Origin of the sequence: Enterobacter sp. E1 (assembly GCF_016809815.1) — a bacterium.
Taxonomy (GTDB): Bacteria; Pseudomonadota; Gammaproteobacteria; order Enterobacterales; family Enterobacteriaceae; genus Enterobacter; species Enterobacter adelaidei.
Genome location: NZ_JAFBJM010000003.1, coordinates 243,744 through 259,471, shown reverse-complemented (window position 1 = coordinate 259,471; position 15,728 = coordinate 243,744). Strand labels below are relative to the sequence as shown.

Below are 15,728 nucleotides of genomic sequence, written 5' to 3'. Positions count from 1 at the left end.
TAGAAAAGGTGCGAGCTCTTAAAAGCGCGCTGAAAATTGGGCAGGTTTCCCTGCCCTTGAATGGCTTACTTCTTAGCGCGCTCTTCGAGCATTGCTACTGCTGGCAGTACTTTGCCTTCCACGAATTCGAGGAATGCACCGCCACCAGTGGAGATGTAGGAGATCTTGTCAGCGATACCGAACAGGTCGATTGCCGCCAGGGTGTCACCACCACCTGCGATAGAGAACGCTTCGCTGTCTGCAATAGCGTTAGCAACGATTTCAGTCCCTTTGCGGAAGTTCGGGAATTCGAACACGCCAACAGGACCATTCCACAGGATAGTTTTTGCGTTTTTCAGGATTTCAGCCAGTTTCTGTGCAGAAACGTCGCCCAGGTCCAGAATTTGCTCTTCGTCTTTGATGTCGTTTACAGACTTCAGGGTCGCCGTTGCAGTTTCAGAGAACTCAGTAGCAACACGAACATCTGTTGGAACTGGAATATCACAGGTGCTCAGCAGGCGTTTTGCTTCGTCAACCAGGTCTGCTTCGTACAGGGATTTACCCACGTTGTGACCTTGAGCAGCAACGAAGGTGTTCGCGATACCACCGCCAACGATCAGCTGGTCAGCAATTTTAGACAGGGAGTCCAGAACGGTCAGTTTGGTAGAAACTTTAGAACCACCAACGATAGCAACCATTGGACGAGCTGGTTCTTTCAGTGCTTTACCCAGCGCTTCCAGTTCGTCAGCCAGCAGAGGACCTGCACAGGCTACGTCTGCGAATTTACCGATACCGTGGGTAGAAGCCTGCGCACGGTGAGCAGTACCGAAAGCATCCATTACGAATACGTCGCACAGTGCAGCGTATTTTTTGGACAGTGTTTCGTCGTCTTTCTTCTCGCCTTTGTTGAAGCGAACGTTTTCCAGAACAACCAGCTCACCGGCAGCAACTTCAACGCCGTCCAGGTAATCTTTCACCAGGCGAACCGGGTTGGACAGTTTGTCTTTCAGGTAATTAACAACTGGCAGCAGAGAGAACTCTTCGTTGTACTCGCCTTCGGTTGGACGACCCAGGTGGGAGGTTACCATCACTTTAGCGCCCTGCTTCAAAGCCAGTTCGATGGTTGGCAGAGATGCACGGATACGCGCGTCGCTGGTCACTTTACCCTCTTTAACCGGTACGTTCAGATCAGCACGGATGAAAACGCGTTTACCAGCCAGATCCAGATCGGTCATCTTAATTACAGACATGGTGAATCCTCTCGTTGATTCTTAAAGTTTTGCAGACGCACGATGCGTCTTACCTGAAACCTTGAGCGGCCATTGCTAACGTAGTGTCGAGCATTCGGTTAGCAAAGCCCCATTCGTTATCACACCAGACCAGCGTCTTGATAAGGTGTGCGCCACTGACGCGCGTTTGAGTGCCATCAACGATGGCGCTGTGCGGGTCGTGGTTAAAATCTACTGAGACCAACGGCAATTCCGTATAGTCAACTATACCATGAAATGCACCCTGTGCCGCTTTTTGCAGCAACATGTTGACTTCACAGGCTTTTACCGGTTTTTTCACCGTCACACTAAGGTCAATTGCAGTGACGTTAATCGTCGGAACGCGCACGGCAATCGCTTCAAAACGGTCATTAAACTGCGGGAAAATACGTGTGATCCCTGCAGCCAGTTTTGTGTCCACCGGAATGATTGACTGGCTCGCCGCGCGAGTGCGTCGTAAATCCGGATGGTAGGCGTCGATCACCTGCTGGTCGTGCATGGCGGAGTGAATCGTGGTCACCGTACCGGATTCAATGCCATATGCATCGTCTAACAGTTTAATGACCGGAATAATGCAGTTAGTGGTACAGGAGGCGTTGGAGACAATGCGATGTTCAGCTTGCAGCTCATGCTGGTTGACGCCAAACACGACGGTCGCGTCGAGATCGTTGCTGCCGGGATGAGAGAACAGGACTTTTTTCGCACCTGCTGCCAGATGGGCTTCGCCATGTTCGCGGTTGCCATACACGCCGGTACAGTCAAGCACCACATCCACACCCAATTCACGCCAGGGTAGCCCGGTAATGCTGTTCTCATGCAGCACACGAATAGCGTCATCACCGACAAAAAGCTGATCTCTTTCCTGGCGCACATCCCAGGCAAAGCGTCCGTGGCTGGTGTCATATTTCAACAAATGCGCCATGCCCGTAGCATCCGCCAGTTCATTGATTGCCACCACGGTCATTTCCGCCCGACGTCCGGATTCATACAAAGCACGAACCACATTACGTCCGATGCGACCGAAGCCATTAATCGCTACGCGTACGGTCATAGATCTCCTGCAAAGCTATCCCTGGGTTTGAGGTGGCTGAAAGAGTAATCCAGCTACGCCCGAAGGGGAATCCTTGCTGTCACAAACTGCGATTGATTGGTCAATTGTCGAACATTTAATCGACTGAAACGCTTCAGCAAGAATAAGCGAATCGGGGAATAAAAGGAATGTCTGTCCAGATGAATAAGCGAGCTATATGACTTGCGTCACATTTTTGGTGGAATAATGACAACAAAAAAGCCGGGTGGCGCGCTAGCGCTAACCCGGCCTACTTTCGAGCCATTTGTAGGCCCGGTTAGCATAGCGCCACCGGGCGAAACGGCGATTACAGCAGTTCTTTCGCTTTCGCGACAACGTTCTCAACGGTGAAGCCGAACTCTTCGAACAGCAGCTCTGCCGGTGCAGACTCACCGAAGGTGGTCATACCGACGATTGCGCCATTCAGGCCCACATATTTGAACCAGTAGTCAGCAATACCCGCTTCCACCGCCACACGAGCAGTAACCGCTTTAGGCAGTACGGACTCGCGGTATGCAGCATCCTGCTTGTCGAACGCATCGGTAGACGGCATGGAGACCACACGCGCTTTAACGCCTTCGGCAGACAGTTTGTCCCATGCCGCAACAGCCAGCTCAACTTCAGAACCGGTAGCGATGAAGATCAGTTCAGGCTGACCTGCACAATCTTTCAGAACATAACCACCGCGAGCGATGTTCGCCAGCTGCTCTGGAGTACGATCCTGCTGTGCCAGGTTCTGGCGGGAGAGGATCAGTGCGGTTGGGCCATCCTGACGCTCAACACCGTATTTCCACGCCACTGCGGATTCAACCTGGTCACATGGACGCCATGTGCTCATGTTCGGAGTCACACGCAGAGAAGCCACCTGCTCTACCGGCTGGTGAGTTGGACCATCTTCGCCCAGACCGATGGAGTCGTGGGTGTAGACCATCACCTGACGCTGTTTCATCAGCGCAGCCATACGTACGGCGTTACGTGCGTACTCTACGAACATCAGGAAGGTAGAGGTATACGGCAGGAAACCACCGTGCAGGGAGATACCGTTAGCAATTGCCGTCATACCGAATTCACGTACACCATAATGGATGTAGTTACCGGCAGTATCTTCATTGATCGCTTTAGAACCGGACCACAGGGTCAGGTTAGAAGGCGCCAGGTCAGCAGAACCGCCCAGGAATTCAGGCAACAGTGGGCCAAATGCTTCAATCGCATTTTGAGACGCTTTACGGCTGGCGATTTTAGATGGGTTCGCCTGCAGCTTAGCGATGAACTCGTTCGCTTTTGCATCGAAGTCAGAAGGCATATCACCTTTCATGCGACGGGTGAACTCAGCAGCTTCCTGTGGGAAGGCTTTAGCATACGCAGCGAACTTCTCGTTCCATGCGGCTTCTTTCGCCTGACCTGCTTCTTTGGCATCCCACTGAGCATAAATGTCAGATGGGATTTCGAATGCCGGGTGTTTCCAGCCCAGCGCTTCGCGCGTCAATGCAATTTCCGCGTCGCCCAGTGGCGCACCGTGAGAATCGTGGGTACCGGCTTTGTTCGGTGAACCGAAGCCGATAATGGTTTTGCACATCAGCAGGGATGGTTTGTCAGCGACAGCGCGCGCTTCTTCTACTGCACGTTTAATCGAGTCAGCATCGTGGCCATCAACACCACGCACAACGTGCCAGCCATAGGCTTCAAAACGTTTAGCGGTGTCATCGGTGAACCAGCCCTCAACGTGACCGTCAATGGAGATACCATTGTCGTCGTAGAACGCAACCAGTTTGCCCAGTTTCAGGGTACCCGCCAGGGAGCACACTTCGTGAGAAATGCCTTCCATCATGCAGCCATCACCCATGAACGCGTAGGTGAAGTGGTCTACGATGTCGTGGCCAGGACGGTTGAACTGCGCCGCCAGGGTCTTCTCAGCAATCGCCATACCCACAGCGTTCGCAATACCCTGGCCCAGTGGACCGGTCGTGGTTTCAACACCAGCGGTGTAACCCACTTCCGGGTGACCTGGAGTTTTGGAGTGCAGCTGACGGAAGTTTTTCAGCTCTTCAATTGGCAGATCGTAGCCAGTGAGGTGCAGCAGGCTATAGATCAGCATAGAGCCGTGGCCGTTGGACAGCACGAAACGGTCGCGGTCAGCCCATGCCGGGTTCTGCGGGTTGTGGTTCAGGAAATCACGCCACAGGACTTCGGCGATATCAGCCATACCCATAGGGGCCCCTGGGTGGCCGGATTTGGCTTTCTGTACTGCGTCCATGCTCAGCGCACGAATAGCATTAGCAAGCTCTTTACGTGAGGACATTTTAACTCCAGATCGGACTGTTAAAGGCCATGCCCTTGACGACAGCGCGTTTTGGGCTACGCCGGAAAAAAGTGCCAACAATGTAACCCAAGCGGCATGCCATGTACATGGAGCATTCTTTTGCAGCTTAAGAAATCTCTGGATCATGCTCGCATGTTGCGCAATCTGCTCGCCCGGCCCCGTAGATATTCCTTATACTTAGCCCGACCCCGGCTTCGTTGCCGGTGTACTTTTCGGATTTTATTCAGATTAACGAGTACGGAAGCAACCTCATGAAAATGCGTGCAATAGTGCTGGCCCTGGGAACAACGCTCCTGCTGAGCGGCTGTCAGAATATGGATTCTAACGGCCTGATGACCTCAGGCGCAGAAGCTTTTCAGGCTTATTCCCTGAGCGACGCGCAGGTAAAAGCGCTGAGCGACCAGGCCTGTAAAGATATGGACGGAAAAGCCACACTTGCCCCAGCTAACAGTACCTACACGCAGCGTCTGAATAAGATTGCTTCCGCGCTGGGCGATAACATCAATGGCCAGCCGGTAAACTACAAGGTTTACATGGCCAAAGACGTGAACGCTTTCGCGATGGCGAACGGTTGTATCCGCGTCTATAGCGGGCTGATGGATATGATGACCGACAACGAAGTTGAAGCGGTGATCGGCCATGAAATGGGCCACGTTGCACTCGGTCACGTGAAGAAAGGGATGCAGGTTGCCTTAGGCACCAACGCCATTCGCGCAGCGGCGGCTTCAGCGGGCGGTATTGTTGGTAGCCTGTCGCAGTCGCAGCTTGGCGATGTCGGAGAGAAGCTGGTTAATTCTCAGTTCTCCCAGCGTCAGGAGTCCGAAGCGGATGACTACTCCTACGACCTGTTGCGCAAACGCGGCATTAATCCATCAGGTTTAGCCACCAGCTTCGAAAAACTGGCCAAACTGGAAGCAGGACGTCAAAGCTCAATGTTTGATGATCACCCAGCCTCAGAAGAACGCGCGCAGCATATTCGCGACCGTATGGCCGCAGACGGAATTAAATAATTTCAGAAGGAGGCTGTTGTGCCTCCTTTTCAAAAACACAAAAAAGCCCTCACCTGCTGGTGAGGGCTTTTACTTAACCGCTAAACTTACTCGCCTTTTTTCGCCGCCTGGATGTAAAGCATTTCCAGTGCCAGAGTCGCCGCAGCCAGAGCGGTAATTTCGGACTGATCATAAGCCGGAGCCACTTCCACCACGTCCATCCCGACGATGTTCAGATCTTTCAGACCACGAACCAGTTTGATAGCACGGTCAGAAGTCAGGCCGCCGATCACCGGAGTACCGGTACCTGGTGCAAACGCCGGATCCAGACAATCGATATCGAAGGTCAGGTAGACCGGCATATCGCCCACAATCTGCTTCACCTGCGCGATGATGTCGTCAACACCGCGATCGTTCACCTGGCAGGCGTCCAGTACGGTAAAGCCGTTATCTTTATCGAACTCAGTACGAATACCGATCTGCACGGAGTGGTTTGGATCGATAAGGCCTTCGTTTGGCGCGGTGAAGAACATGGTGCCGTGGTCAAACTCGCAGCCGTTCGCATAAGTGTCGGTATGTGCATCAAAGTGCACCAGCGCCATTTTACCGAAGTGCTTGGCATGGGCGCGCAGCAGCGGCAGGGTCACGAAGTGGTCACCACCGAAGGAGAGCATGCGCTTACCGGCAGCCAGCAGCTTCTCGGCGTGCGCCTGGAGTTTTTCGCTCATCTCACGCGCGTCGCCGAAGGCATACACCAGGTCACCGCAGTCCACCACGTTCAGGCGCTCGCGCATGTCGAAGTTCCACGGGAAGCGGTTGTGCTCCCAGGCCAGGTTAGTCGATACCTGACGGATCGCCGCCGGGCCATGACGGCCACCGGCACGACCGGAGGTTGCCATATCAAATGGCACGCCAGTGATAACCCAGTCGGCATCGCTGTCGTACGGCTGGAAGTTCATCGGAAGGCGTAAAAAACCAAACGCGTTAGATACCAGAGAGTTATCGTACTGATGACCTAAAGTGCTCATGTCCTGACCTCTTTTAAAGTCGATTCATTAAAAACAGATGAAAAAAAATCCCCTCCGCGTCGTTAAACCCGACGAGGAAGGGATTGATTCGTAAATAGCATATTGGGGCGAATTATCGCCGCTAATTCATACGGGTTCAAGAGAGTATAGGGCATTGTGCGGTCTGATGCCCTCACCCCGCCCCTCTCCCATTGGGAAAGGGAGATTTACCTTACTCGTCTTCCAGGTAGGTGTACCCGTACAGACCCGCTTCAAACTCTTCCAGGAACTGCTGCTGCAATGTTTCGTCAAGACCGGTATTTTTCACCTGGTCGCGGAACTGGGTGAGCAACGTTTTCGGATCCAGCTGAACGTATTCCAGCATGTCCGCCACTGTATCCCCTTCGTCAGACAGCTCCACTTCCACGCTGCCATCCGGGAAGACAAACACGTCAACCGCTTCGGTATCACCGAACAGGTTGTGCATGTTACCGAGGATCTCCTGGTATGCCCCGACCATGAAGAAGCCCAGCATTGGCGGGTTCTCAGGGTCGTATTCCGGCATTGGCATGGTGGTCGCAATACCATCGCCATCCACGTAGTGGTCGATAGCGCCGTCGGAATCACAGGTGATGTCGAGCAGCACCGCTCGACGTTCCGGAGCATGGTTCAACCCTTCCAGCGGCAGAACCGGGAACAGCTGATCGATACCCCATGCATCCGGCATCGACTGGAACAGGGAGAAGTTGACGTAAATCTTGTCCGCCATACGTTCCTGCAGCTCGTCGATAATCGGACGGTGTGCGCGGTTGCTCGGGTCGAGCTGTTTCTGCACTTCATGACACATGTTCAGATAGAGCTGTTCGGCCCACGCGCGCTCCTGCAGGCTAAAGTTACCTGAAGAGTAGCCAACGTGAATATCGTGCAGATCCATCTGGCTGTCGTGCAGCCACTCGCGCAGGGAACGGCGCGTGCCCGGTTCGTGCATCTCCTGCCAGGTTTCCCACATATTTTGCAGGGAACGAGGCGCATCATCCTGCGGCGGCGTGGCTTCAGAAATTTCGCTACGCTCTACGCCGATAATATTGGACACCAGCACAGTATGGTGCGCGGTTACTGCACGGCCGGATTCAGTGATCACCGTCGGATGCGGCAAACCGTGTTCTTCACACGCATCGCCAATCGCCCAGATGATGTTGTTAGCATATTCGTTCAGGCCGTAGTTCACAGAGCAGTCAGACTGAGAACGCGTGCCTTCATAGTCCACGCCCAGGCCGCCGCCCACGTCGAAGCACTGAATATTCACGCCAAGCTTGTGCAGCTCAACGTAGAAACGCGCCGACTCACGTACGCCTGTCGCGATGTCGCGAATGTTGGCCATCTGCGAACCGAGGTGGAAGTGCAGCAGCTGAATGCTGTCCAGACGACCGCGCTCGCGCAGGATCTCCACCAGTTGCAGTACCTGGTTCGCCGCCAGGCCGAACTTGGATTTTTCGCCACCGGAGGACTGCCATTTACCAGACCCCTGAGAGGCCAGACGCGCACGCACACCGAGGCGTGGGATCACGTTCAGACGCTCGGCTTCTTCCAGCACAATAGCGATTTCGGTCATCTTCTCGATAACCAGATAGACCTTATGACCCATCTTTTCGCCAATCAGCGCCAGACGAATATATTCACGGTCTTTATAGCCGTTACAGACGATAACCGAACGGGTCATGCCCGCATGCGCCAGCACGGCCATCAGTTCTGCTTTTGAACCTGCTTCCAGGCCCAGCGGTTCGCCGGAGTGGATTAGCGATTCAATCACGCGGCGGTGCTGGTTCACCTTGATCGGGTAAACCAGGAAATAGTCGCCTTTATAACCGTAGGATTCACGCGCACGTTTGAACGCGGCGTTAATCGAACGCAGGCGGTGTTGCAGGATCTGCGGGAAGCAGAACAGTGCAGGCAAACGCTGACCCTGTGCTTCGCGGGCTTTCACCAGTTTGGCGAGATCCACGCGCGCTTCAGGGACGTCAGGGTCCGGGCAAACGCTGATGTGGCCCAGTTCGTTGACGTCGTAGTAGTTATTGCCCCACCAGGCAATATTGTAAGTGCGCAGCATCTTGCTGGCTTCCTGGGAGCTCATCGCAACCTCCTGCATAGAACGTAGTACACCCTGTTCGCCCGCTGACGAAGGCGAAAAAGAAGACATGTCGTCAGACATAGCGAACCTCAACTCTTTGTATTAAGTGTAAAACAGTTGACTACTATCGCAGCGTTATACGGCGATAACAACCCATAAACGGCTCCGTTTCCCAGCAGAGTATGCTGAAATCCAGACCGTGCGACCGGTTTCTTATTCATATCATTGTAAAACACGTATCCGAACTCTGTATGACAAGGTTCGGCGAAACCACGAGAAAACTCTTGTATTAACAAGAGCGCCCTTGTTCAGTTTTCACAAAGCGTGACCGGCCCTGGAATCCTGAGAAGCGCCGAGATGGGTATAACATCGGCAGGTTTGCAGACTAGAAATGCGGGTTGCGGGAATCAAATGCGCGCCAGAACGGCTGCGCTGAATTAGCGGAAAACGATGGTTCATTATCTCGTATCACCTCCACGGCCGCCTCTGCTGAAACGGACCACAAGCCAAAGCTAAAAGTTCACTGCTTAACCCGGCTGGAAGTGGCGACACGATGAGTTCATCGAGCGCTTTTTTGTATGAGCCGCGCGCCGCGTTTTATACCGAGAACAGGGGTAAAAAGCAAAAGATAAATGTGCGTGTTGCCAGGGCCGTCAGGAATTATTGCCAGCCGTAATTTCAACTGAGTGAGAGGTTAGTCAAAAAAAACTGGAAATCGGGTGAAGAAGTGACCTAAAATAGACGTCCAGATGTTAATCCATCTATACTGATTAACACTCATACTGCCAGTGTCAAAAACCTGCAGGCCTTGGTAGAATTATCTCCTTTGGCTAATCCACACAGCAGCTTGAGCTAACCAAATTCCTCTTAGGTGAAATAAAACATGGCAAAACACCTGTTTACGTCCGAGTCCGTATCAGAAGGACATCCTGATAAAATTGCTGACCAAATCTCCGATGCAGTGCTGGACGCGATCCTGACCCAGGATCCTAAAGCGCGCGTAGCGTGTGAAACCTATGTCAAAACCGGCATGGTTCTGGTTGGCGGTGAGATCACCACCAGCGCATGGGTTGATATCGAAGAGATCACCCGTAACACGGTGCGTGAGATCGGCTATGTGCATTCTGATATGGGCTTTGATGCCAACTCCTGTGCGGTACTGAGCGCAATTGGTAAACAGTCTCCAGACATCAACCAGGGCGTTGATCGTGCCGATCCACTGGAACAGGGCGCGGGCGACCAGGGCCTGATGTTCGGCTATGCAACCAATGAAACCGACGTGCTGATGCCAGCACCTGTGACCTACGCACACCGTCTGGTGCAGCGTCAGGCTGAAGTGCGTAAAAACGGCACCCTGCCGTGGCTGCGCCCGGATGCAAAAAGCCAGGTGACCTTCCAGTATGACGACGGCAAAATCGTCGGGATTGACGCGGTGGTTCTGTCTACCCAGCATTCCGAAGATATCGATCAGAAATCCCTGCAAGAAGCAGTGATGGAAGAGATCATCAAGCCGGTTCTGCCGACAGAATGGCTGAGCTCTGCAACCAAATTCTTCATCAACCCAACCGGACGCTTTGTTATCGGCGGCCCAATGGGTGACTGCGGTCTGACCGGTCGTAAAATCATCGTTGATACCTACGGCGGCATGGCGCGTCACGGTGGCGGTGCGTTCTCTGGTAAAGATCCATCAAAAGTTGACCGCTCTGCGGCGTATGCTGCACGTTATGTTGCGAAAAACATCGTTGCTGCAGGTCTGGCCGATCGTTGTGAGATCCAGGTGTCCTACGCTATCGGTGTAGCTGAACCAACCTCCATCATGGTTGAAACCTTCGGTACTGAGAAAGTCCCTTCAGAACAGCTGACGCTGCTGGTGCGCGAGTTCTTCGACCTGCGTCCATACGGCCTGATCCAGATGCTGGATCTGCTGCACCCAATCTACAAAGAAACCGCGGCATACGGTCACTTTGGTCGTGAACATTTCCCATGGGAAAAAACCGACAAAGCCGCTCTGCTGCGTGAAGCTGCCGGTCTGAAATAATCGACTGACAGTTGTTCTTTAAAAGGCCAGCCTTCGTGCTGGCCTTTTGCATTTTAGAGATAATGGAATCGATTACACCATACTGGATATACCCTGATTTCAGAAAAATCTCTTTGCATGATCGCCTTTCTTCTGCTGTTACATCTCGTTTCAGTTAAGTCTGAAATGTCGTCTTTCGCGATGCACCTCACCCAATTTACCTCTATATTTTCAAAGTGTTAATTTTATTGACGGTCACAAGCTAGTGTAACCGATTACACCATTGTGATTTGTCTCACATATTTTTGCGGGTCGCTCACCTACCCTTAATATCAATAAAACTGATAACCCAACTGGAGGGCATAATGCCTGACAATAAAAAACAGGGGCGTACGTCCAACAAGGCGATGACTTTCTTCGTCTGCTTCCTCGCAGCCCTGGCAGGATTACTCTTTGGCCTGGATATCGGCGTGATTGCCGGCGCGCTCCCCTTCATCACCGATGAGTTTCAAATAAGTGCCCACACTCAGGAATGGGTGGTGAGCTCCATGATGTTCGGTGCAGCGGTTGGTGCGGTCGGCAGCGGCTGGCTCTCCTTCAAACTGGGCCGTAAAAAAAGCCTGATGATCGGCGCTATTCTGTTTGTGGCCGGTTCACTGTTCTCGGCGGCGGCGCCAAACGTAGAGGTGCTGTTGGTCTCCCGCGTGCTGCTGGGCCTCGCCGTGGGCGTTGCCTCTTATACCGCCCCGCTTTACCTGTCAGAAATCGCCCCTGAGAAAATCCGTGGCAGTATGATTTCCATGTACCAGCTGATGATCACCATCGGTATTTTGGGGGCCTACCTTTCCGATACCGCATTTAGCTACAGCGGCGCATGGCGCTGGATGCTCGGCGTGATCATCATCCCGGCAATTCTGTTGCTGATTGGTGTTTTCTTCCTGCCGGACAGCCCGCGCTGGTTTGCCGCCAAACGCCGCTTCGTTGATGCAGAACGCGTGCTGCTGCGCCTGCGTGATACCAGCGCAGAAGCGAAAAACGAGCTGGAAGAGATCCGCGAAAGCCTGAAGGTGAAACAGTCCGGCTGGGCGCTGTTTAAAGAGAACAGTAACTTCCGTCGCGCCGTATTCCTGGGCGTGTTATTGCAAGTGATGCAGCAGTTCACCGGGATGAACGTCATCATGTACTACGCGCCAAAAATCTTTGAACTGGCGGGTTACACCAACACCACCGAGCAGATGTGGGGTACCGTCATCGTGGGTCTGACCAACGTGCTGGCGACCTTTATCGCCATCGGCCTGGTTGATCGCTGGGGACGTAAGCCAACGCTGACGCTGGGCTTCCTGGTGATGGCGGCCGGTATGGGCGTCCTCGGTACAATGATGCATGTGGGTATTCACTCACCAACAGCCCAGTACTTCGCGGTAGGCATGCTGCTGATGTTTATCGTCGGGTTTGCGATGAGTGCCGGCCCGCTGATCTGGGTGCTGTGCTCCGAAATTCAGCCGCTGAAAGGGCGTGATTTTGGTATCACCTGCTCAACTGCGACCAACTGGGTGGCAAACATGATTGTCGGCGCAACCTTCCTGACCATGCTCAACAGTCTGGGGAATGCCAACACATTCTGGATTTACTCCGGTCTGAACCTGTTCTTTATTGTTCTGACTATCTGGCTGGTTCCAGAAACCAAACACGTTTCGCTGGAACATATAGAACGTAACCTGATGAAAGGTCGTCCGCTGCGTGAAATCGGCGCCCACGACTAATCCCCTCACGGGGAGGTGCCCCTTGCACCTCCCCGCTTCGCGTTTTATGCTCTGCCCCTATGAAAGCACCCCGTCTCCCCATTGCCATCCAGCAAGCCGTTATGCGCAGCCTGCGGGAAAAACTCGCCCAGGCGAACCTGAAGCTCGGCCGCAATTATCCTGAACCCAAACTCGTTTACCAGCAGCGTGGAACCGCAGCGGGCACAGCGTGGCTGGAGTCTTACGAGATCCGCCTTAACCCGGTGCTAATGATGGAAAACCAACAGGCGTTCATCGATGAAGTGGTTCCGCACGAGCTGGCCCATCTTCTGGTGTGGAAACACTTTGGCCGCGTCGCGCCCCACGGAAAAGAGTGGAAATGGATGATGGAAGCCGTGCTCGGTGTTCCGGCTCGCAGAACCCATCAGTTCGAGCTGGAATCAGTACGCCGCAATACCTTCCCTTACCGCTGCCAGTGTCAGCAGCATCAGCTCACCGTTCGCCGTCACAATCGCGTGGTGCGCGGCGAGGCAACCTACCGCTGCGTCAAATGCGGCGAGCCGCTGATCGCGGAATAATCAGCTGAACTTTCAGGAACTTTCCTGATCTGACTGATTGCATACAGGAACAACATTCGTTACGTTGCGGGCTCGTTTTGACACGGAGTGTAAGATGTCCCGTAATTTCTCTCTCGCGGTCGCTTTTCTGGCGACGGCGCTCTCAGGCCATGCTCTGGCCGACGGTATCAACAGTTTTTCCCAGGCCAAGGCAGCAGGTGTGAAGGTGAACGCCGATGTACCGGGCGATTTCTACTGCGGCTGTAAAATTAACTGGCAGGGTAAAAAAGGGATCGTTGACCTGGAGTCCTGCGGCTATAAAGTGCGTAAAAACGAGAATCGCGCCAGCCGCATCGAATGGGAACATGTTGTGCCAGCATGGCAGTTTGGCCACCAGCGTCAGTGCTGGCAGGATGGCGGACGTAAAAACTGCGCCAGCGACCCGGTTTATCGCCAGATGGAAAGCGATATGCATAACCTGCAACCCGCCGTGGGTGAAGTGAACGGCGACCGCGGCAATTTTATGTACAGCCAGTGGAACGGTGGCGAAGGCCAGTACGGACAGTGCGGTATGAAGGTTGATTTCAAAGAGAAAGTCGCCGAGCCCCCAGCCCGCGCGCGCGGCAGTATCGCCCGCACCTACTTCTATATGCGTGACCGTTACGACCTCAACCTTTCGCGCCAGCAAACCCAGCTGTTCAATGCATGGGATAAGCAATACCCGGTAACGGAGTGGGAATGCCAGCGTGATGAGCGTATCGCTAAAGTTCAGGGGAATCATAACCCTTATGTCCAGCGGGCTTGCCAGGCGCAAAAGAGCTAACCTACACTAGCGGCAATTCGCTTACATCGCATGACTAATGGAATTTCTGACTATGCGCATCCCTCGCATCTACCACCCTGAACTGATTACCGCAGGCTGCGAAATCGCCCTGTCTGATGAAGCCGCCAACCACGTTGGCCGCGTGCTGCGCATGGGTGCTGGCCAGGCCATACAGCTATTTGACGGCTCTAATCAGGTTTTCGACGCCGAAATCACACGCGCGGATAAGAAAAGTGTCCACGTAAATGTGCTGCGTGGCGAAGTGGATGACCGTGAATCGCCGCTGCATATTCATTTAGGCCAGGTAATGTCGCGCGGTGAAAAGATGGAATTTACCATCCAGAAATCGATTGAACTGGGTGTAAGCCTCATTACGCCACTTTTTTCTGAGCGCTGTGGCGTTAAACTGGATGCGGAACGTCTGAACAAAAAGATCCAGCAGTGGCAGAAAATCGCTATTGCGGCCTGTGAACAGAGTGGCCGCAACCGTATTCCGGAGATCCGCCCGGCGATGGATCTGGAGGACTGGTGTGCAGAAGAGGACAGTGGGCTGAAGCTCAATCTTCATCCGCGCGCCAGCGCCAGCATCAATACGCTGCCGCTGCCCGTTGAGCGCGTACGCCTGTTGATTGGCCCGGAAGGTGGCCTGTCGGCCGACGAAATTGCGATGACGGCACGTTACCAGTTTACTGATATTCTGTTGGGACCTCGCGTTCTGCGCACTGAGACAACGGCACTCACGGCCATTACCGCGCTACAGGTACGGTTTGGCGATCTGGGTTGAAGCATTAACGGAGAAGAACATGATCAAGCTCGGCATCGTGATGGACCCCATCGCAAACATCAATATCAAGAAAGATTCCAGCTTCGCAATGCTGCTGGAAGCGCAGCGTCGTGGCTATGAACTCCACTACATGGAGATGAACGATCTTTACCTGATCAACGGTGAAGCTCGCGCGCGCACCCGCATCGTTAACGTCGAGCAGAACTACGACAAATGGTATGAATTCGGCACCGAGCAGGATATTGCGCTTGCCGATCTGAACGTCATCCTGATGCGTAAAGATCCGCCGTTCGACACCGAATACATCTACTGCACCTACATTCTTGAGCGTGCCGAAGAGAAAGGCACTCTGATCGTCAACAAACCGCAGAGCCTGCGCGACTGTAACGAGAAGCTCTACACCGCCTGGTTCTCTGACCTGACGCCGGAAACCCTGGTGACCCGCAGCAAGGCGCAGCTGAAGGAATTCTGGCAGAAGCACGGCGATATCATCATGAAACCGCTGGATGGGATGGGTGGTGCGTCAATCTTCCGCGTGAAAGAAAGCGACCCGAATATTGGCGTGATTGCTGAAACGCTGACCGAACTCGGCACCCGTTACTGCATGGCGCAGAACTACCTTCCGGCCATTAAAGATGGGGATAAACGTGTTCTGGTCGTGGATGGCGAACCGGTTCCTTACTGCCTCGCACGTATTCCGCAGGGTGGAGAAACCCGTGGCAACCTGGCGGCAGGTGGCCGCGGCGAGCCGCGTCCGTTGACAGAAAGCGACTGGGAAATTGCCCGCCGTGTCGGCCCGACGCTTAAAGCCAAAGGTCTGATTTTTGTGGGTCTGGATATCATTGGCGACCGCCTGACCGAAGTGAACGTTACCAGCCCGACCTGCATTCGTGAAATCGAAGCGGAATTCCCGATTTCGATTACCGGAATGCTGATGGACGCGATCGAGAAACGTATCCAGAAATAACTTACTAATACTATTAGTGACAGCCCCACAGTTTGTCCGCATACTGGGTGCTGTCGCTTTTTAAACCAGGAAACAGTA

13 protein-coding genes and 1 pseudogene are annotated in these 15,728 nt (G+C 53.6%); 7 read left to right on the top strand and 7 right to left on the bottom strand.

Annotated elements, in window-relative coordinates:
* Positions 1–65: 65 nt before the first annotated feature.
* The 3 genes from pgk to tkt form a co-directional block, all read right to left on the bottom strand.
* Positions 66–1,229 carry a phosphoglycerate kinase gene (pgk, locus tag JGF26_RS10295; protein WP_028016970.1) on the bottom strand — a complete coding sequence of 388 codons (1,164 nt, stop codon included), beginning with the start codon at positions 1,227–1,229 and terminating at the stop codon, positions 66–68.
* Between the two features lie 49 nt (positions 1,230–1,278).
* Positions 1,279–2,298 (bottom strand): erythrose-4-phosphate dehydrogenase, encoded by a 1,020-nt coding sequence (gene epd, locus JGF26_RS10290; protein WP_049004947.1) that lies wholly within the window; start codon positions 2,296–2,298, stop codon positions 1,279–1,281.
* A 325-nt stretch (positions 2,299–2,623) separates the two neighbouring features.
* Positions 2,624–4,615: a transketolase gene (gene tkt / locus JGF26_RS10285; protein ID WP_134707918.1), complete on the bottom strand. Its 1,992-nt coding sequence runs from the start codon at positions 4,613–4,615 to the stop codon at positions 2,624–2,626.
* A 272-nt stretch (positions 4,616–4,887) separates the two neighbouring features.
* Here tkt and JGF26_RS10280 point away from each other — a divergent pair, with 272 nt between their 5' ends.
* Positions 4,888–5,646 (top strand): M48 family metallopeptidase, encoded by a 759-nt coding sequence (locus tag JGF26_RS10280; protein WP_021242066.1) that lies wholly within the window; start codon positions 4,888–4,890, stop codon positions 5,644–5,646.
* A gap of 86 nt (positions 5,647–5,732) precedes the next feature.
* Here JGF26_RS10280 and speB read toward each other — a convergent pair whose 3' ends face one another.
* The 4 genes and pseudogenes from speB to JGF26_RS22530 all read right to left on the bottom strand — a co-directional run.
* Positions 5,733–6,653 carry an agmatinase gene (speB, locus tag JGF26_RS10275; RefSeq protein ID WP_025757725.1) on the bottom strand — a complete coding sequence of 307 codons (921 nt, stop codon included), beginning with the start codon at positions 6,651–6,653 and terminating at the stop codon, positions 5,733–5,735.
* Positions 6,654–6,864: 211 nt separating this feature from the next.
* Positions 6,865–8,841, bottom strand: coding sequence for a biosynthetic arginine decarboxylase (gene speA, locus JGF26_RS10270; protein ID WP_028016973.1), 1,977 nt, complete (start codon positions 8,839–8,841; stop codon positions 6,865–6,867).
* Positions 8,842–8,849: 8 nt separating this feature from the next.
* Positions 8,850–8,981 carry an acid stress response protein YqgB gene (yqgB, locus tag JGF26_RS10265; RefSeq protein WP_127312443.1) on the bottom strand — a complete coding sequence of 44 codons (132 nt, stop codon included), beginning with the start codon at positions 8,979–8,981 and terminating at the stop codon, positions 8,850–8,852.
* A gap of 94 nt (positions 8,982–9,075) precedes the next feature.
* Positions 9,076–9,165 (bottom strand): annotated as a pseudogene (locus JGF26_RS22530) (hypothetical protein); the annotation flags it as partial.
* A 478-nt stretch (positions 9,166–9,643) separates the two neighbouring features.
* On the opposite strand from JGF26_RS22530, the gene metK reads away from it, so the two are divergent.
* From metK to gshB, 6 genes are all read left to right on the top strand, one after another.
* Positions 9,644–10,798, top strand: a complete 1,155-nt coding sequence (gene metK, locus JGF26_RS10250) for a methionine adenosyltransferase (RefSeq protein ID WP_028016974.1) — start codon at positions 9,644–9,646, stop codon at positions 10,796–10,798.
* Between the two features lie 344 nt (positions 10,799–11,142).
* Positions 11,143–12,540 carry a galactose/proton symporter gene (gene galP / locus JGF26_RS10245; RefSeq protein WP_028018377.1) on the top strand — a complete coding sequence of 466 codons (1,398 nt, stop codon included), beginning with the start codon at positions 11,143–11,145 and terminating at the stop codon, positions 12,538–12,540.
* 59 nt (positions 12,541–12,599) lie between these two features.
* Complete coding sequence (locus JGF26_RS10240; protein WP_134707919.1) at positions 12,600–13,097, top strand: SprT family zinc-dependent metalloprotease; 498 nt, start codon at positions 12,600–12,602, stop codon at positions 13,095–13,097.
* Between the two features lie 94 nt (positions 13,098–13,191).
* The gene (endA, locus tag JGF26_RS10235; RefSeq protein WP_134707920.1) at positions 13,192–13,899 is read left to right on the top strand and encodes a deoxyribonuclease I; all 708 of its coding nucleotides are present in this window, start codon (positions 13,192–13,194) and stop codon (positions 13,897–13,899) included.
* A 52-nt stretch (positions 13,900–13,951) separates the two neighbouring features.
* Positions 13,952–14,683, top strand: coding sequence for a 16S rRNA (uracil(1498)-N(3))-methyltransferase (gene rsmE / locus JGF26_RS10230; protein ID WP_134707921.1), 732 nt, complete (start codon positions 13,952–13,954; stop codon positions 14,681–14,683).
* 19 nt (positions 14,684–14,702) lie between these two features.
* The gene (gshB, locus tag JGF26_RS10225; RefSeq protein ID WP_028018380.1) at positions 14,703–15,650 is read left to right on the top strand and encodes a glutathione synthase; all 948 of its coding nucleotides are present in this window, start codon (positions 14,703–14,705) and stop codon (positions 15,648–15,650) included.
* The last annotated feature ends 78 nt before the right edge of the window (positions 15,651–15,728 follow it).

Excerpts from the sequence above, each read along its gene's own strand:
- tkt (WP_134707918.1), bottom strand. The coding sequence starts at position 4,615 with ATGTCCTCACGTAAAGAGCTTGCTAATGCTATTCGTGCGCTGAGCATG.
- epd (WP_049004947.1), bottom strand. The coding sequence starts at position 2,298 with ATGACCGTACGCGTAGCGATTAATGGCTTCGGTCGCATCGGACGTAAT.
- endA (WP_134707920.1), top strand. The coding sequence starts at position 13,192 with ATGTCCCGTAATTTCTCTCTCGCGGTCGCTTTTCTGGCGACGGCGCTC.
- pgk (WP_028016970.1), bottom strand. The coding sequence starts at position 1,229 with ATGTCTGTAATTAAGATGACCGATCTGGATCTGGCTGGTAAACGCGTT.
- yqgB (WP_127312443.1), bottom strand. The coding sequence starts at position 8,981 with ATGAATAAGAAACCGGTCGCACGGTCTGGATTTCAGCATACTCTGCTG.
- metK (WP_028016974.1), top strand. The coding sequence starts at position 9,644 with ATGGCAAAACACCTGTTTACGTCCGAGTCCGTATCAGAAGGACATCCT.
- speB (WP_025757725.1), bottom strand. The coding sequence starts at position 6,653 with ATGAGCACTTTAGGTCATCAGTACGATAACTCTCTGGTATCTAACGCG.
- speA (WP_028016973.1), bottom strand. The coding sequence starts at position 8,841 with ATGTCTGACGACATGTCTTCTTTTTCGCCTTCGTCAGCGGGCGAACAG.
- JGF26_RS10280 (WP_021242066.1), top strand. The coding sequence starts at position 4,888 with ATGAAAATGCGTGCAATAGTGCTGGCCCTGGGAACAACGCTCCTGCTG.
- JGF26_RS10240 (WP_134707919.1), top strand. The coding sequence starts at position 12,600 with ATGAAAGCACCCCGTCTCCCCATTGCCATCCAGCAAGCCGTTATGCGC.
- galP (WP_028018377.1), top strand. The coding sequence starts at position 11,143 with ATGCCTGACAATAAAAAACAGGGGCGTACGTCCAACAAGGCGATGACT.
- gshB (WP_028018380.1), top strand. The coding sequence starts at position 14,703 with ATGATCAAGCTCGGCATCGTGATGGACCCCATCGCAAACATCAATATC.
- rsmE (WP_134707921.1), top strand. The coding sequence starts at position 13,952 with ATGCGCATCCCTCGCATCTACCACCCTGAACTGATTACCGCAGGCTGC.